Here is a 17,975-nt window from a genome sequence, read left to right on the forward strand (position 1 = left end):
TGGTGCGACGTGTTCGTCAAAGGTGGCGTCATCCGATCAGACGGTATTCAATTCAAGGACGATCCGTCAGCCGCCCAGGCGTTCCGCCGCAGTCTGGAACGCCTGGCGTGGCAATTGGGAGCGTTTCCACGGTGTGGACGGGAGAGGCTGATTGGTTGCCATCCCCTGATCGATTTTTCGCGTTATCCGGTTTTGGTTCTTGGGTTGTTGACAACCCGAATCCCGTTCCTCCCGTGGTGTTGCATGTGTTGCATGGCGCTCGGGATCTGTCAAACCTGCTTGAGGAGATCGAATAACCCATGGTCGAACATGTGAAAGTCCTGATCGCCAACGACTGGCGCACCTGGAGCGATCGAATTCCCTGGCTCGCCAAGATGCGTGGCGATTTGCCCATGCCGGCACGGGTGGGCTGGGTCGAGATCGGCTGGTCGTGGTTGGGGTCGTTTCTGGGGATCCTTCTGGTGGCCGGGCTGGAACGGCTCTTTTTCCAGGATTCCGACCTGATCCTTCTCCTTGGCAGCTTCGGGGCCTCGGCGGTGTTGATCTACGGCGCGCCCGCCAGCCCCCTGGCCCAGCCGCGCAATCTGATCCTCGGCCACTTCATTTCTGCCCTCATCGGCGTGGGCGCGGTGAAACTCCTGCCTGGTGTGACCTGGCTGGCGGCCCCTCTGGCCGTCTCCCTGGCCATCACCGCCATGCACCTGACCCGCTCCCTCCATCCTCCCGGTGGCGCCACGGCCCTGATTGCGGTGATCGGCTCGGAGCAGGTTCGCGCCCTCGGGTTCTTGTATGCCTTTCTGCCCGTTCTGGTCGCAACGACCCTGATGCTCGGCCTGGCCTTGATTTTCAACAATCTTATCCCCTCGCGTCGCTATCCGCTCTGGTGGTAACCGGGAAGCCGGGTGTATGGGGCCCTTCGCGCCGCTCGCGAGCGGTGAAACAATCTGGTGAACCGCACCCGGTTTGGAATGTGTCGTTTTTACCGTTTCGCCTCTTTTGCGAAAAATGCGCCGCGCGCCGCCTTGTGCGAGTCGTTTCCGATTTTCGGGAACGACTCGCGTATCTTGCACGGCAGCCTTGCGGAAAACGACGCATCTCATGATGGTTGCGGTTTGACTATGCAGAACCCATGGTTACAAAATCTGCAAAATTGGCTTTGCGATTATGGTTGAGAATGTGTATCATTCATTCATTCTCCAACCCCCAGCCGCGCCCGATGCCATGAACAACGCCTCTCCCATCGCACCCCTCCTGATTCTGGAAGCGCTCGCCTGTGGCCTCGATCCGCAACGTCCGGTGGTGCGTGACCTGAACTTGAGGGTGGATCCAGGCGAGATGGTGAGCCTGTTGGGGGCGAGCGGGTGCGGAAAGACCACGTTGTTGCGCGCCATTGCCGGGTTCATCCCGCTCATCGCCGGCCAGATCCTGCTCAGGGGGGTGGCGATCGCCCGACCCGGCTTCGCCATGCCGCCGGAACGGCGTCGCGTGGGCATGGTGTTCCAGGATTACGCCCTCTTTCCCCATCTGACCGTGGCCGAAAACGTCGCCTATGGCCTCAAGGGGGAGAGCCGGGAACGGATCCGCGCCACCACCCACGAGATGCTCGAACGGGTGGGGCTCGCCTCCCTGGCCCGTCGCTACCCCCACGAACTCTCCGGCGGACAGCAGCAACGCACCGCCCTGGCCCGCGCCCTGGCCCCAAAACCGGAGCTGATCCTGCTCGACGAGCCCTTTTCCAATCTGGATGTGGAGCTGCGCGAACGGTTGGGGGTGGAGGTTCGTCAAATTCTTGAAAGTCAAGGCACCACCGGCATCCTGGTCACCCACGATCAGCACGAGGCCTTTGCCTGGGGCGACAAGGTGGGGGTTCTCCATGAGGGGAATCTGCGCCAGTGGGGCACGCCGTATGAGCTTTACCACCAGCCGGTGGATGCCTTCGTGGCCGGTTTCATCGGCCAGGGAACCTTTTTGTCCGGGGTGAGCGAGTCGGCGGAGGAGATTCGTACCGCGGTGGGCATGGTGCGCGGCAAGCCCCACGGCGCGCGGATCGATCCCGGTACGGCGGTGCGGGTGCTGATCCGTCCGGACGACGTGTTGCCGGACGAAAACTCCCCGATCGTGGCGCGGGTGATCCGACGCGCCTTTCGCGGCGCCTCGACCCTCTACACCCTGGAGCTTGATTCCGGCTGCCAGTTGCAATCCCTTTTTCCCTCCCACGCCGATCATCCGGTCGGCGAACGGGTGCCGATCCGCGTCTCCACCGACCACCTGGTGCTCTTTCCGGACGACCGGGCGGACGGTTCTTTCATCTGTTATCCCGCCTCGCTCTGAACCGGCGCCAACAAGAATGCAACCGCTAACTTGCAGGAAAGGAAAGGATTGAAATCATGATCAAGCAAGCCCTTATCCCGGCGCTGTTCCTCGCCACCGCGCTGTTTGGCGTCGCGCCCGTGGAGGCGAATGACGAACTGGTGATCTATTCGGCGCGCAAGGAGCATCTGTTGAAACCCCTGCTCGACGCCTACCAGGCCAAGACCGGGGTCAAGACCCGTTATCTCACCGATGGCGAGGGACCGCTGCTGGCCCGTCTTCAGGCCGAGGGCGAGGCTACCCCGGCGGATCTGCTGATCACCGTGGATGCCGGCAACCTCTGGCATGCCGCCGAAAAGGGGGTGCTGGCCGCGGTGGACTCTCCGACCCTGAACGCCAACATTCCGGAACGGCTCCGCGATCCGGAAAAACGGTGGTTCGGCCTGTCGGTGCGGGCGCGCACCATCGTTCATTCCACCGAGCGGGTCAAGCCGGAGTCCCTCTCCAGCTACGAGGATCTGGCTGCCGAGAAGTGGAAAGGCAAGCTCTGTCTGCGCAGTTCCGAGAAAATCTACAACCAGTCCCTGGTCGCCATGCTGATCGCCCGTCTCGGCGAGGAGGCTACCGAGAAGATCGTGCGCGGCTGGGTGGCCAATCTGGCGGTGCCGGTCTTCTCCAACGACACCAAGCTCATGGAGGCGATCGCCGCGGGCAAGTGCGACGTGGGCATCGTCAATACCTACTACTTTGGCGCGCTGCTGAAAGAGAAACCCGCGACACCGGTCAAACTCTTCTGGGCCGATCAGAAGTCGAACGGCACCCATGTCAACGTCTCCGGGGCCGGGGTCACCAAACACGCCAAACATCGCGACGCGGCCATCCGGTTTCTGGAATGGCTCTCCACCCCCGAGGCCCAGGAGATCTTCGCCGAGCTGAACATGGAGTACCCGGCCAATCCGAAAATCCTGCCCCATGCCGAGGTCGCCGCCTGGGGAACCTTCAAGGGCGAGTCGCTCAACGTCTCTCTGGCTGGTCGGCATCAGGCCGCCGCCGTCCGTCTGATGGATCGGGCCGGGTATCGATGATCCGGTCCGTTTCCGGCGAAATCGGTCGCTGGCGTCTGATCGCCTGGCTGTTGACCGGGGTTGTGCTCGTGCCCGTCGGGGTGATCCTTTCCGCCTGGATCACCCCGGAGTGGGCCGCGTGGCGCCATCTGCTCGATACGGTGCTGCCCACCCTCATACGCAACACCGGCATCCTGATCGTGGGTGTCATCGCCTGGGTATGGCTTTTGGGGGTGGGACTCGCCTGGCTTACCGCCCTGTGCGACTTTCCGGGACGGCGGTTTTTCGACTGGGCCCTGATCCTGCCCCTGGCCATGCCCGCCTATGTGCTGGCCTTCACCTGGCTGGGCCTGCTCGACTACGGCGGTCCCCTTCAGCTCGGACTCGCCCGCCGCTTCGGCGCCAACGGCTACTGGTTCCCGGATATCCGTTCGCCCGGCATGGTGGTTTTTTTCTTCGCCCTGTCGCTCTATCCCTATGTGTACATGCTGGCCCGCGCCGCTTTCGCCGGGCAGGGACGCCGCATGCTCGAGGCGGCGCGCATCCTCGGACGCACCCCCTGGGGCGCCTTCTGGCACGCTGCCCTGCCCATGGCCCGCCCGGCCATCGCCGCCGGCTGCGCCCTGGCCGCCATGGAGGCCCTGGCCGACTTCGGCGCCGTGTCGGTGTTCGGCTTCCAGACCTTCACCACGGCCATCTACAAGGCCTGGTACGGGATGTTCAACCTTCCCGCCGCCACCCAACTGGCCTCCCTGCTGCTGTTGTTTGTCCTGGCGGCGCTGACCGTCGAACGCCGCATGCGCGGACGGGCCCGTTATTTTGCCAGTGACGGCCATGCCCCGACCGCACGGGAACGGATCGTGCTCACCGGGATGGCCGGCTGGCTGGCCACCGGAGTCGCCACCCTGGTCTTCGGCCTGGCCTTCGCCGTGCCCATGACCCAGCTTGCCATCTGGGCCCTGGGACGTATCGGCCAGGATCTCGATGCCCGCTATTGGAGCCTGTTGGGCCATACCCTGCTCCTGGGGGGCGGGGCTGCCCTGCTGGCCAGCCTCGCGGCCCTCATCCTCGGCCTGATCCGCAAGCGCCATCCCGAGGATCGCCCGATCCGCCTGGCGGTGCGTCTGGCCTCCTCCGGCTATGCGCTGCCCGGTTCGGTGCTCGCGGTCGGGGTGATGCTGGCCCTGATCGCCATCGGCAAGGCCCTGGGTACCACCGGCGGAACGAACGGTGCCCTGGGCGCCGGCGTCGGTGCGTTGTTGCTGGCCTATCTGGCCCGTTTTCTGGCCGTGGCCATGGGGCCGGTGGAGAGCGGCCTGGAGCGCATCCGTCCCGCCATCCTCGAGGCTGCCCAGGGGTTGGGATCAGACCTGTGGGAGCAGATACGCCGCATCCATCTGCCCCTGTTGCGACCGGGACTTCTGACCGCGATCCTGCTGGTGCTCATCGAGGTGATGAAGGAGATGCCCGCCACCCTGATGCTGCGTCCCTTCGGCTGGGATACCCTGGCGGTGCGCATCCACGAGATGACCGCGGAAGGGGAGTGGGAACGGGCCGCCCTGCCGGCGGTGACGCTGGTGTTGATCGGCGTGTGGCCGGTGATTTTGTTGGTGCGCAAGACGGCGCGGCGTTAGAATGGGGGGGTGTAACGTGTGATCACGGGGATTGGCTCGATATCCGTGAGGCTCCGCTTGCAACGCGGTGCAACGAACAGTCGTCCCCCTTCCTGAATCCCCGAGAACCGCTCTTCATCGCCCCACGAAAAATCGCTCCGCCAGCTCCTTGGCCGGAATCGGGCGGCTGATCAGATAGCCTTGCAGCTCGTCGCAGCCCAATTGGGTCAACAGTTCCCGTTGAGCCGGCTCCTCGGCCCCCTCGGCGGTGGCGCGCAGCCCCAGGGTGTGGGCCAAGGAGATGATCGCCTCGGTGATCACCGCATCCTCGCGATGGGTGGTGATCTCGCGCACGAAGGAGCGGTCGATCTTCAAGATATGCACCGGCAGGCGCCGCAGATGGGAAAAGGAGGAGTAGCCGGTGCCGAAGTCGTCCACCGCCAGATGGATCCCCATATCCCGGAAGGCGCGCAGGGTGTTCATGGCGTGCCCCACGTCGTGCATCACGATCGCCTCGGTCAACTCCAGCTCGATGTGTCGGGGTTCCAGACGGTTCTCCTCCAGTATCCGGCGCACCACCATCACCAGATCGTGACGTCCGAACAGGTGGTGGGAGAGATTGATGGAGAGCCGCAGCGGCGGATGACCCTGGTCGAGCCAGGTGCGCGCCTGTTTGCAGGTCTCCTCGATCATCCACAGATCGATCTCCTCGATCAGCCCCAACTCCTCGGCCAGGGGCAGGAACTCCCCCGGTGAGACCGACGTGCCGCCGCGTCGCCAGCGTACCAGGGCCTCGGCCCCGGCCAGTCGATCCTGTTGCAGATCCCAGCGCGGTTGATAGTGGGCCTCGAGTTCCCCCCGTTCGATGGCGCGACGCAGATCCCGCTCCATGGCGATCCGTTGCGCCCCCTTCCGGTTCATCTCCACGGAAAAGAAACTGAATTGATTCTTGCCCTGTGCTTTGGCGAAATGGGTGGCGATGTCGGCGTTCTTGAGCAGTTCGTCCGGGGTGGCGCCGTTTTCCGGAAAGAGCGAGATGCCGATGCTGGCGGTGATGAAGATCTCCTGGCCGGTGGAGAGCAGGATCGGTTTGGAGACCGCCTGGGAGAGCTTGCGGGCCAGATGGATCACATCGTCGGCTCTGGCGATGTCCTGGAAGAGCACCAGAAACTCATCCCCGCCGATACGGGCCACGGTATCGCCATCGCGTATGCTCTCCAGGAGGCGGGTGGCGGTCTCCTTCAACAGTTCGTCCCCGGCGCGATGGCCGAGGGATTCGTTGATGGTTTTGAAGCGGTCCAGGGCGCAGTGCATCAATCCTACGCTGGTGCTGCGCCAGGGGGCGCGGGTCAGGGTCTGGGAGAGTCGCTCCACCAGCAGCGAACGGTTCGGGAGTTGGGTGAGTACGTCGAAGTTGGCCAGGAAATGGAGCTGCTCTTCGTTGCGCTTGCGCTGGCGGATATCCTGCACCAGAATCACCGTGCCGGCCAGGGACTCCCCTTCGCGCAACAGGGAACTGGAGATCGATACCGCCACCTCGCGTCCGTCGGCGGTCAGAAAGGTGGTTTCCTGGAAGCGGAACGGACGTTCGGCCAGCATGTCCCGATACATGATGGCGCAGAAGGCGGGATCCGGGATCAGCTCATCCAGATGGCGACCGATGAGTTTCTCCTCGGTCTCCTCGAGCAGGGTGAGGAGCGCCTTGTTGACCCGCTGGATGCGGTTGTCGCGATCGAGAATCAGCAGGCCATCGAGCATGGCGCCCAGGATCTGCTCCATGAACCCCTTGGAGTCGGTTTTGTGGTGCAGGATGTCGAGCAGTTGGTTGAAGGTGTCGATCAGGGAGCCGGATTCGTCATGGGTGGAGGGCGGGATCCTGGTGGAGAGGTCGAGCGGTCCGTGGATGAGCCGTTGCATGGCCTCGCGCAGCATGCCGATGGGGGCCAGAAGCCGTTCGCCGTGGCCGCGCAGGGTTATGAGGGTGAGGAGGGTCAGGGTGGCGGCGAGCAGCAGATGGGCCAGGAGCGGATCCAGAAGCCAGGTGCGCGCTTCGGGCATGAGGGCCCGTTCGGCGTGCAGGTGGGCGATGCGCAGGTTGCCGACGCTTGACGGACGGAAGGCGATCAGCCATCGTTCCCCGCCCAGATGGAGTTCGTCATGTCCGGTTTCGCCCTGACGGATGCGCGTGACGATGGCCTTCCAGTCTGTGGAGTCCGGACGTTCCGGGGTCGTGGCGCGGCTGTCGGCGAGAATGGCGCCGTCCGGGGCCAGGATGAGTTGATGGCCTTCGCTCTCCGGATGACGGTGGGTGTGATGCAGCAGGGCGCGCAGCTTTTCCACCGGGGGTGGTCGGGAGGAGAGGTCGCCTGCGACCAGGATTTCGATCTCCCGGATCAAGGCCAGATTGGCCTGATCCAGAAAGGTGAAGGCCGATTCGAGGGCGTTTTTCCCGGTGAGATAGTGGGAGATGGCGGCACTTCCCCCCAGTCCGACGAGCAGGGGTATCAGGCACAACAGAATCAGTTTGAGGCGCATGGACATAAGGTTGATCGGGTATCCTTGGGGTTTCCCGTGACGGTGCGTCGGATCGGAAGCGCCCACGTTGCAGCGTGACATGGAATTATGAATGAATATCATAACACGATTGCATGCCACGGGTCACGGTTTGTGTCATGAACCTTGATGGAGTTTGTGCATGCATTTTTTGAAAAATGCGCTATTCTAATACCAACAGTCAAGTGATGGATGGTATTTTTTATTTTGTTGTATGTGATGTGCGTGAATTTCATGGCCATCCTCAAGTCGGCGAGGTCGGGAACGCATGACGATGGACACCATCTTGATCGTGGAAGATTCGAGCAGTTTCGCGGCTTTGCTCAAGGGCCGCCTGCAACGGGCCCTGGGTGTTGAGGTGGTGGTCGCCAAGAGTCTCGCCGAGGCGCGCGTGGTGGTCGAGCGCTACCCGCGCCGGTTCCTGCTGGCGATTCTCGATCTGTTCCTGCCCGATGCCCCGGATGGGGAGATCGTCGATCTGATGGTGACCCATAAAATCCCTTCGATCGCCCTCACCGGCATGTTCAAGCCGCAACTGCGCCAGATCTTTCTCGACAAGGGGCTGCTGGATTACTTCATCAAGGACAGTCCGGGGGTGGTCGATACCGTGATCCAGGCCATCGAGCGGTTCCGCTCGAATCGCCGGACCCGCATCCTGGTGGTCGATGACTCCCGCGCCGCGCGTCGCCTGCTGTGCCGGCTCCTGGAACGGCACGGCTTCGAGCTGCGCGAGGCCGGGGACGGGGAGGAGGCCCTGCGCATCCTGGGCGAGGAGCCCCTTTCCCTGGTGATCAGCGATTATCAGATGCCGATCATGGACGGCGTGGCGTTCACGCGCCGCCTGCGTGACCATCGCGGTCGCGAGGAGGTGGCGGTGATCGGCCTCTCCTCCCACGGCGATTCGGAGCTGGCGGCACGCTTCATCAAAGCCGGAGCCAACGACTTCCTCGTCAAGCCGTATCAACCCGAGGAGCTGTTGTGCCGGGTCCATCAGAACCTGGAGAACATCGAGCGCTATCAGGCCATCGTTCGCCTGCTGGATCGTCATCAGGCGATCCTGGCCCACGCCCTGGATGCCATCATCACCACCGATGAGGAGGGGCGGGTGGTGGAGTTCAATCCCGCCGCCGAACAGCTGTTCGGATACGACCGGGAGGTGGTGCTGGGTCAGCCGATCGAGATGTTCATCGTGCCCGAGGGACAACGGGATGCCCATCGGGTCGGCTTGAGACGCTTCGCCGCGCTCGGTCCCGAGGCGCCGCGTCTGCGGCGTCGCCTGGAGTTCCCAGGGGTGCGCGCCGATGGGCAGAGCGTCGATCTTCAGGTGTCGCTCACCTCCACGGTGCAGGATGGCAAGGTCCGCTTCATCGGCTTTTTGCAGGATGTCACCGACCGGCGGCAACTGGTGAAATCCCTCGAGGAGACCCTGGCCGTGGCCGAGATGGCCAGCGTGGCCAAAAGCGAATTCATCGCCAACATGAGCCATGAGATCCGTACCCCGATGCATGCGGTGTTGGGGTTCACGGAGCTGGCGCTCAAGGCCGATCTCAATCCTCGCGTGCGGGATTACCTGGCCAAGATCGAGAACGCCTCGCGTTCATTGATGGGGATCATCAGCGATCTTCTCGACTTCTCCAAGCTCGAGGCGGGCCGGTTGAGCCTCGATCCGGTGCCGTTCGATCTGCATCTGCTGGTGGAGCGGCTGGCGGACCTGTTCAGCAAACAGGTGGCCGATCGTCGCATCGAACTGGTCTTCGCGCTCCCCTCATCCTTCGATTCGGTGCTGTTCGGCGATGCGATCCGCCTGGAGCAGGTGTTGATCAACCTGATCCGCAACGCCATCAAGTTCACCGAACAGGGGGGCGTCACGGTGCGGATTGCGCCGCGCGTCATCCCGGATGGCGGGGTCTGTCTGAGCTGCACGGTCCAGGATACCGGCATCGGCATCGATCCCTCCGTGCTGCCCAACCTGTTCGCCCCGTTCGTGCAGGCCGATGGTTCCATCACCCGCCGGTACGGCGGTACCGGATTGGGGTTGTCGATCTGCCAGCGGCTGGTGTCGCTGATGGGCGGACGGATGTGGTCGGAGAGCGCGCCAGGACAGGGGAGCGAGTTCGGTTTCGAGGTGTGCGTGGGGATGCACGGCCAGAACCGGCGCAAGTCGCTCACCCTCCCGGAGGAGTTGTGGGGCGGACGGGTGCTGGTGGCCGATGACGATCCGGGAACGCGGATGGCCCTGGCCGAGCTGCTCGAAGAGTTGCTGCTCGAACCCGAGGTGGTGGCCTCCGGGTCCGAGGCGGTGGCGCGGGTGCTGGCCGCCAACGGCGCCGGGCGCGCGCCCTACAGCCATGTGCTCCTGGACTGGCGCATGCCGGGCAAGGATGGGGACGTGGCCGCGGTGGAGATTCGGGCAGCCCTCGAGGCCAGGGTGCCCAGACCACCGTTTCCGGTGATTCTGCTGCTGGCGCCGTTCGGAGTCGGCGAGGTGCTCGAGCGCATGGAACGGGCCGGCATGGACGGTTTCATCGACAAGCCGGTCACCCGCTCGCGGCTGATCCGTGGTCTGGCCCATCAGGGGAAGGTCGAGGCGGATCAGGTGGATCGGCGCCGCGAGAAACTCCTGGCCCAGGAGGAGGAGACCGGCGCGCGCATCGGTGGGGCACGGGTGCTGCTGGCCCAGGCGGGGGAGGTGTCGGCGCGGATTCTCACCGAACTGCTGGAACGGATCGGCCTGGTGGTCGAGTTGGCCACGGATGGGGCCCAGGTGCTGGAATGGGCGGGTCGCCATCCGTTCGACGTGCTGCTGATCGACTCCCAACTGCCGGAGTGGGGCGGCCCGGAGTGCGTGGCCCGTCTGCGTGCCTTGCCCACCGGCGCCGAACTGCCGGTGATCGCCCTTCTGGCCCAGGGTGGGATCGAGGAGAAACGTCACTGCCTGGATGTCGGCATGCGCGACACCCTGGAGCTGCCTCCCCGTGCCGAGCGTCTGCATGGTTTGTTGAAAAAATGGGTGGCGCCGTTTGATGGCTGGGATCCCCCCGAGGGGTTCCCCACGCCGGAGGCGCAACCTCTGCTGCGTCTGCCTGGACTCGATCCGGCGCACGGTCTGGAACGGGTGGCCGGAAACCGGGGGTTGTACCGCCGGCTGCTGATCCGTTTTCGCCGCGAATACGAGGAGATGCTCGACGCCCTGCCGGGGTTGATCGAGATGGAACGGCACGAGGACGCGGCGCTTCGGCTGCATGTGCTGCGCGGCGCGGCGCGCGCGGTGGGCGCCATCACCCTGGCCGAGGCTGCCGGCGAGTTGATCGATGCCCTCGCCGCGGATGACCCGGTGTGGCGTCAGGTGGCCCTGGCCACCTTCATCCAACGGATGCGGGTGGTGATGGGCGGGTTGGGCGTGGATCCGGCGCGTCTGGTCGGTGCGCCGGATCCGGGCGTGGCGCGGACCGATCTGTCCGAGGTGGATGTCGAGCGGGCGTTGCGGCTGATGAGCTGGATCCTCGATCGGGTGAGCAGATATTGCATCGAGGTGGAGCCGTGGCTGACCGATCTGGGGTCGCTGCTCAAGAACAGCGACTCCTGGTTCACCTACCAGGAGCTGGCCCGTCAGATCGAGGTGTACCACTTCGCCGAGGCCGAGGAGCGGCTGCATGCCCTGGCGCGCCTGTTCGGACGCGAGCTGGTTGCCGTGTCTCCGCCCCGCGAGGAGCCGTCCAAGGCGCGGGTGCTGATCGTCGATGATCAGCCGGGCAATATCGATCTGTTGAAGGAGTGGCTGGCCGACCACCACCGGCAGGTGGCGCTGAGCGGTCCCCAGGCGCTGCGGGCCGCCTTTTCCGGCGAGCCGCCGGATCTGATCCTGCTGGACATCATGATGCCGGAGATGAACGGCTACGAGGTGTGCCGGCAGTTGCGGGAGCAGCCGGTGACGAGAGAGATCCCGGTGATCTTCGTCACGGCCCGAAAGGAGGTGGCCGACGAGAGCGAGGGGTTCATGATGGGCGGGGTGGATTACATCACCAAGCCGTTTCATGGGGAGATCGTCAGACGGCGCGTGGCCACCCATCTGGAGTTGAAACGCCATCGCGACGCGCTCGAGAAGGAGGTCGCGGCGCGTACCGCCGAGTTGCGCATCGCCAAGGAGGAGGCGGAACGGGCGCGGGAGATGGCCGAGGCGGGCAATCGGGCCAAATCCACCTTTCTGGCCCACATGAGCCATGAGATCCGTACCCCGCTCAACGCGATCCTCGGGGTGAACGAGCTTCTGATGGAGGCCAACGCCACGGAGGAACAGCGCCGGTATCTGGAGATGTCGCGCAAGGCGAGCGAGTCGCTGCTGGCCCTGATCAGCGACGTGCTGGACTTTTCCAAGATCGAGGCCGGCCAGTTCGATCCCGAGTGTTCCGCCTTTGATCTGCCGGCCCTGGTGGTCGGCGCGGCGGAGATCATGCAGGTGCCGGCGCGGGAGCGCGGCATCGGATTGAAATGGCTCGTGGATCCGGGTCTGCCGGTGCATGTGCGCGGGGATCCGAACCGGTTGCGGCAGATCCTGTTGAACCTGTTGGGCAATGCGGTCAAGTTCACCCCCGAGGGGGAGGTGGTGCTGGAGGCGAGCTGCGAGCCGGGCGGACGGATCCTGTTCGCGATCCGCGACAGCGGCATCGGCATTCCGGCGGACAAGTTGATCAGCATCTTTCAGCCGTTCCGGCAGGCGGACCGGTCGATCACCCGCAAGTTTGGCGGATCGGGTCTGGGGTTGTCGATTTGCGCGCTGCTGGTGGAGCGGATGGGCGGACGGATCGCGGTCGAGAGCGCGGTCGGGCAGGGGAGTCGTTTTTCGTTTTCCCTGGAGTTGCCGGTCGTCGAGACGGAGGGATCGGTTCCTCTGGTCTCGGTGGTGCGTCAGGGTGCGCGCGACGAGACGACCCGAGACACAGAACGGGGATTGTCGATCCTGCTGGCCGAGGACTCCGAGGACAACCGGTTGTTGATTCGGGCCTTCCTGAAGGCCACGCCCCATACGTTGACCTTCGCCGAACATGGCGGTCAGGCGGTGGCGTTGTTTCAGGGGGAGCGGTTCGACATCGTGCTGATGGACATCCAGATGCCGGTCATGGACGGCTACGCGGCCACGCGGATGATGCGCGCCTGGGAGCTGGAACAGGGTCTGGTCCCGACCCCGGTGGTGGCCCTGACCGCGCATGCCATGCAGGAGGCCTCAGCCGAGGCCATGGCCGCGGGGTGTGACTATTATCTCTCCAAGCCGATCTCCCGGAAGCGGTTGTTGGAGGTGCTGCACGAGTTCGCGGCGCGATAGGGTTGGTGGGTGGCTTGAGCGGCGTCTCACGGCAGAATCAATGCACCGTTCGCACCCAACGGGAACATCGGCGCCCAGGTGATCTCCCAGGGGTGACCATCCAAATCGGCGAAATAGGCGGTGCGTCCGCCCCAGGGGGTGTCCGCAGGGGGTGTCAGCAGGGTTGCGCCCTTCTCTAAAACCTGGGTCATCTCCCGATCCACATCCTCCCGCGCCACCACGTTGATCCCCAGGGTGATGCCGCCCGCGTTCGGTGCGGCTTCCGGCCTGCCCTGATCCGCCAGCAGGTTGGACAGGGGATAGAGCCCGATCACCATGCCGCCGGTCTGGAAAAAACAGATGTGTTCGTTGCTCTCCTTCCAGGCTTTCCAGCCCAGGCTTTCATAGAACGTGCGCGCGCGATTCATGTCGCGAACCCCGAGGGTGACCAGGGAGAGACGTTGGTCCATGGGAACTCCTTGTGGAGGGTGTGAAGGTTGGTTTCTGGCACGCGCTCCAGCGTGGCGGGTGTGGCGTTGAAGGCGTTCCAGCGCATCTTCCGACAATTCCGGATCGCACTGCAAGAGAAATGCGTTCCGGGGCGTGGTGGGCCGAGGATCGGGGGGATGGCTGGGGTTGGACGGTCATCGGCACGATTCCTGCTGATTGGTGTCAGTGCGTGAACCGGAATTCGTGGTGCGTCGATGGTTTGACAGTCGGTTGCGCGATCCGGGGATGCACCTCTCGCGTGTGGGCCCCTGGAGGGCGATGCGCGGACCCTTATTTGGAAGGAGCAGGCAGATGGCCGAGTTCGGTTTGTTGGGGAATGAAGGGGCTTTCAAGTCCAATCTGATGAATCTGCGTCATCGGCGTCAGGAGATCATCGCCTCCAACATCGCCAATGTCGATACCCCCGGCTACAAGGCGCGCCGTCTGGAGTTCGAGGATGTGCTGCGCGACTCCATGCCGGTGGGCGACGAACTGCCCGTGGCGCGCACCGCGCGTCAGCACATGCCGATGGCCATGCACATCCCGGTGGAGGGGGAGTTGCAGGAGGTCGAAACCCCGATTCCCAAAGGGGATCAGAACAGCGTGGATCTGGAGCAGGAGATGGCCCGTCAGAGTGCCAACCAACTCCTTTACAACTATGCCGCCCAGTCGATGAATTCGCAGATCAGCAATTTGCGCATGGTGATTCAGGGTGGATCCTCCCAGTGATCCGCCGGTCGTCAAGGCGTGATCGATACCAAGCACTTGTACAGGGAATGGCCCCATGGACGACTTCCTGACCTCGTTTCGCGTGACCTCTTCGGGATTATCGGCACAAAGGTTGCGTCTGAACATCATCGCCGAGAACCTCGCCAATGCCCAGACCACCCGTACCCCGGAAGGTGGGCCCTACAAGCGCAAGGATCCGGTCTTTTCGGCCAAGTCGTTCGACGAGATGTTGAGTCGCGAACAGATGGCCGCCACCACGGGCGTGGCCGTGGAACGGATCCATGTGGACGAACGTCCGCCTCGCATGCAGTACGATCCGTCCCATCCGGATGCCAATGCCCAGGGGTACGTGGCCATGCCGAACGTGGATCCCACGGCGGAGATGGTCAACATGATGGCGGCCAGTCGCGCCTACGAGTCCAATGTCACGGTTCTCAACGCCTCGAAGGCCATGGCCATGAAGGCGTTGGAGATCGGTCGTTAGTCGTATTAGGGAATATCAAGGAGTCAACCGATGTCCATCAATCCGATCGGCACCACGCCCCTGCCGCCCATCAACATCTCCGCCCCCTCGATCACCGGAGGGGATGGGGGTGGTGGTCACTGGGAGGATTTTTCCGTGACCCTGGCCCGTCAGATCAAGGAGACCGACCGGCTCGGCAAGGAGGCCAAGGAGTTGAGTGAAAAGGCCCTCCTGGGCAATGCCGGGGTGAGCATTCACGAGGCCCAGATCGCCGGTTCCAAGGCCGAGTTGCACATGCGTCTGCTGATGCAGGTGCGCAACAAGGCCCTGGAGGTCTATCGGGAAGTGATGAGCATGCCGGCATGATCCTGACCGCGCGCAAGCGCGTCGGGCAGACGGCTGTCACGTGCATGATGGGGGGAGAATCCCCTTACCCCCCCGACCGTGGACCTCCCTGGCGGGAGTTTCAGGGTAACTTTATTTTAGTCTTTAAGCGTTGAGGATACCTGAACATGGCAGAGGCGACGAGCGCGATGGCTGCCCGCTCCGAGGCACCAGCGGAAGTTTTCACGCGGTTTCTGGAGCGTCTCCCGCTGGGCGGGCGCAACGGATTGCTGTTGGCTGTGGCCGCCACGGCGCTGGCATTGACGGCGATCATCTGGTTTGCCACCCGGCCCAGCTACAAGGTGCTCTATTCCGGGCTCCCGGAGGCCGAGGCCGGCAAGGTGGTGGCTCAGCTCACCACGATGAACGTGCCGTATCAGCTCTCGATGGGAGGAACCACCATCGAGGTGCCGGCCAACAAGCTCTACAATGCGCGCCTGGATCTGGCCAGCCAGGGGATTCCCAAGCAGGGGACCGGCACCGGTTTCGAGATCTTCGACAAGACCAATCTGGTCGGCATGACCGATTTTCTGCAACGGATGAACTTCCAGCGCGGTTTGCAGGGTGAGCTGGCTCGCACCATCGAGAGCATCGACGCGGTGAGCAAGGCGCGGGTGCATCTGGTGCTGCCCAAGAAGTCCCTGTTCGTCTCCGAGGAAAAACGGGCCACCGCCTCGGTGGTGATGGAACTTTCCCGTCCCCTGAACGCCAAGCAGATCGAGGGGATCACCCATCTGGTGGCCTCGGCGGTGGAGGGGTTGGAGGAGTCGGATGTCACGCTGCTCGATCACAAGGGGAATCTGATCTCCAGCAAGAAGGCGGTCACCACCGATGGCCGCATGCCCGCCGAGGAGAGCCTGAGCCTGCAACGTCAGGTGGAAAAGACCCTCGAGGATCGCGCCCAGGCGATGTTGGACAAGGTGGTGGGGGTGAATGCCAGCGGCGTGAGCCGCAGCATCGTGCGCATCACCGCGGACCTGGATCTCAAGCGGGTGGAGCGCAGCGAGGAGAAGTTCGATCCCGAAGGGCAGGTGGCGCGCAGCGAACAGACCGTCAACGAAAACAGCCGTGGCTCGTTCGGCGAGAGCGGCGTGCCGGGCGTGCGTCCCAACGATGCCAACGACAAGGTGAAGGCCGGCGGGAGTGGTTCCGAGCAGTCGCGCAGCGTGGAGCGCGAGACCATCAACTACGAGATCAGCAAGACGGTCAACAAGATCGTGTTGCCGGTCGGCACCATTCAACGGCTCTCCATCGCCGTGCTGGTCGATGGTCATTACGAGGCCGATCCGAACAACAAGGGCAAGGATCTCTACAAGGAGCGCACCTCCGACGAGTTGGCGCAGCTCCAGAAGATCATCGAGCAGGCGGTCGGTTTCCGCACGCAGCGCGGCGATACCATCCAGGTGACCAGCGCGCCGTTCGAACCGCTCACCGGTGGTCTGGAGCAGACGGTCAAGTTCTGGGAGCGTCCCGAGTTCTATCTTCAGGCCGGTCTGGCGGTCATCGTCCTGCTGCTGCTCTTCCTTGTCCTCAAGCCGATGGTCATGCGTCTGCTGCTGGGCGAGAAGGTGCCGGATTCGAGTGGCGTGCCGGCGGCGGTGGCCGAGTTGGAAGCGCAACTCGTGGCCGAGGGGGTGGGTACCCTGCCCACCGAACAGCCGATGCGCATGCGTACCCCGGATCGCAACATCAAGCTGACGCAGCAGATGATCAGCGAGCATGCGGACGAAGCGCGCGAGATCCTGCGTTCCTGGTTGTTGCAGGAAGATTGAGCCCGGTTTGGTGACCCAACATAAAGGTTGATGGAGAGGGCAGACCCATGGCGGAAGCAGCGGTTGACAACGAAGTCTGGAACGAGCCGGCGGGGGAAGCGGTGCCGAAGCGCAAGATCAGCTCGCGCACCAAGCTGACCGGCAAGGAGAAGGCGGCGATCTTCATTCTGTCGCTGGCCGACGAGGATGTGAAGAAGATTCTGGACGGGATGCAGGAGGACGAGGTGCGCGAGTTGACCCGCACCATCGCCCGGATCGGCAGCACCCCCCAGGATGTGGTGCGGGCGGTGCGTCAGGAGTTCCTGGACCGGTTCGAGTTGCAGCAGTTCGACGTGCGCGGCGGCATGAACAAGGTCAAGGACATGATCTCCAAGGCGCTCGGCAAGGAGAAGGCGCGTCAGTTCCTCAAGGAGTTGCAGCAGGGGCCCAAGAACACCCCTTGGGAGATCCTCAACGCCATGGAACCCACATTGGTGGCCACTTTTCTGTCCAACGAGCATCCGCAGAGCATCGCGTTGATCCTGTCGCAGTTGCAGGTGGAGCAGGCATCCTATGTGGTTGACTATCTGATCAGCGACGTGCAGCAGGAGGTGATCCTGCGCATGGCCAAGCTGGGCAGTCTGCCGCCTGGCGCGCTGGAGGATATCGAGGAGTCGCTTTTGACCGAACTCGAGGCGTTAGGCGCCACCCGTGGTGGTTATGCCAAGGAGGGTGGTGGTGGTGTCAAGAAGGTGGCGGAGTTGTTGAACATGATGAGCCGCGACCTCTCCGACAAGCTGTTGGCCTATCTCGACGAGGAGGACAATCCGCTCGCCGAGGAGGTGCGCAAGGAGATGTTCCTGTTCGAGGATCTGCTGCTCATGGACGACAAGAGCTTCCAGACCCTGCTGCGCGAAGTCAACAACGACGAGCTGCTCTCGGCCCTCAAGGGGACCGACGACCGACTCAAGGAGAAGTTCTTCCAGAACATGTCCGAGCGCGCGGCGGAGATGTTGCGCGAGGATCTGGAGATGATGGGGCCGGTGAAGGTGGCCGACGTCGAATCCGCCCAGCAGAGCATTCTGAAAGCGGCGCGTCGTCTCGAGGCCGAGGGGGCGATCGTCATCATGGGCAAGGGCACCGACGACGTGGTGCTGTAACTGGCAGGATGGGGGGAGAACCTCCTCACCCCCCGTACCCTGGACCGCCCTTCGGGGGTTCCAGGGTGGCAGGATGGGGGAGAAGCTCCCTCATCCCTCGATTGTGGCCCCCCTTCGGGGGTTCCACGGTCAAGAGGCGGTTGGATGCGTTCATTCAGGC

The 17,975-nt window shown here is 63.7% G+C and carries 12 protein-coding genes; 10 read left to right on the plus strand and 2 right to left on the minus strand.

All coding sequences use genetic code 11. From position 1 onward, the window contains the following. Positions 1-299: 299 nt before the first annotated feature. The 4 genes from ACOY6C_RS01580 (at position 300) to ACOY6C_RS01595 (ending at position 5,008) form a co-directional block, all read left to right on the plus strand. Entirely contained in the window at positions 300-890 is a 591-nt protein-coding gene (locus ACOY6C_RS01580; protein ID WP_420903724.1) for an HPP family protein, read from the plus strand. Positions 891-1,221: 331 nt separating this feature from the next. Continuing rightward, on the plus strand, positions 1,222-2,331 hold the full coding sequence (locus ACOY6C_RS01585; RefSeq protein WP_420903814.1) for an ABC transporter ATP-binding protein: 1,110 nt from the start codon (positions 1,222-1,224) through the stop codon (positions 2,329-2,331). Positions 2,332-2,387: 56 nt separating this feature from the next. Next, positions 2,388-3,395, plus strand: a complete 1,008-nt coding sequence (locus tag ACOY6C_RS01590; protein ID WP_420903725.1) for an extracellular solute-binding protein — start codon at positions 2,388-2,390, stop codon at positions 3,393-3,395. Beyond that, the gene (locus tag ACOY6C_RS01595; protein WP_420903726.1) at positions 3,392-5,008 is read left to right on the plus strand and encodes an ABC transporter permease; all 1,617 of its coding nucleotides are present in this window, start codon (positions 3,392-3,394) and stop codon (positions 5,006-5,008) included. The genes ACOY6C_RS01590 and ACOY6C_RS01595 overlap by 4 nt, the downstream gene beginning before the upstream one ends. Before the next feature lie 114 nt (positions 5,009-5,122). Here the strand turns inward: ACOY6C_RS01595 and ACOY6C_RS01600 are convergent, their stop codons facing one another. Beyond that, a complete protein-coding gene (locus ACOY6C_RS01600) occupies positions 5,123-7,528 on the minus strand; it encodes a putative bifunctional diguanylate cyclase/phosphodiesterase (protein WP_420903727.1) in 2,406 nt (801 codons plus the stop codon). Between the two features lie 286 nt (positions 7,529-7,814). Between ACOY6C_RS01600 and ACOY6C_RS01605 the strand changes: the two genes are divergently transcribed. Next, positions 7,815-12,860 carry a response regulator gene (locus ACOY6C_RS01605; RefSeq protein ID WP_420903728.1) on the plus strand — a complete coding sequence of 1,682 codons (5,046 nt, stop codon included), beginning with the start codon at positions 7,815-7,817 and terminating at the stop codon, positions 12,858-12,860. Between the two features lie 26 nt (positions 12,861-12,886). On the opposite strand, the gene ACOY6C_RS01610 is transcribed toward ACOY6C_RS01605, so the two are convergent. After that, a complete protein-coding gene (locus tag ACOY6C_RS01610; protein ID WP_420903729.1) occupies positions 12,887-13,309 on the minus strand; it encodes a VOC family protein in 423 nt (140 codons plus the stop codon). Positions 13,310-13,640: 331 nt separating this feature from the next. Between ACOY6C_RS01610 and flgB the strand changes: the two genes are divergently transcribed. From flgB to fliG, 5 genes are all read left to right on the plus strand, one after another. After that, positions 13,641-14,057: a flagellar basal body rod protein FlgB gene (gene flgB / locus ACOY6C_RS01615; protein WP_420903730.1), complete on the plus strand. Its 417-nt coding sequence runs from the start codon at positions 13,641-13,643 to the stop codon at positions 14,055-14,057. Positions 14,058-14,112: 55 nt separating this feature from the next. After that, positions 14,113-14,541 carry a flagellar basal body rod protein FlgC gene (gene flgC, locus ACOY6C_RS01620; RefSeq protein ID WP_420903731.1) on the plus strand — a complete coding sequence of 143 codons (429 nt, stop codon included), beginning with the start codon at positions 14,113-14,115 and terminating at the stop codon, positions 14,539-14,541. A gap of 30 nt (positions 14,542-14,571) precedes the next feature. Continuing rightward, positions 14,572-14,886 carry a flagellar hook-basal body complex protein FliE gene (fliE, locus tag ACOY6C_RS01625; protein ID WP_420903732.1) on the plus strand — a complete coding sequence of 105 codons (315 nt, stop codon included), beginning with the start codon at positions 14,572-14,574 and terminating at the stop codon, positions 14,884-14,886. Positions 14,887-15,032: 146 nt separating this feature from the next. Continuing rightward, the gene (fliF, locus tag ACOY6C_RS01630; RefSeq protein WP_420903733.1) at positions 15,033-16,676 is read left to right on the plus strand and encodes a flagellar basal-body MS-ring/collar protein FliF; all 1,644 of its coding nucleotides are present in this window, start codon (positions 15,033-15,035) and stop codon (positions 16,674-16,676) included. Between the two features lie 47 nt (positions 16,677-16,723). Beyond that, positions 16,724-17,815 carry a flagellar motor switch protein FliG gene (fliG, locus tag ACOY6C_RS01635; RefSeq protein WP_420903734.1) on the plus strand — a complete coding sequence of 364 codons (1,092 nt, stop codon included), beginning with the start codon at positions 16,724-16,726 and terminating at the stop codon, positions 17,813-17,815. The last annotated feature ends 160 nt before the right edge of the window (positions 17,816-17,975 follow it).

It is taken from the genome of Candidatus Magnetaquiglobus chichijimensis (assembly GCF_045865675.1).
Taxonomy (GTDB): domain Bacteria; phylum Pseudomonadota; class Magnetococcia; order Magnetococcales; family Magnetaquicoccaceae; genus Magnetaquiglobus; species Magnetaquiglobus chichijimensis.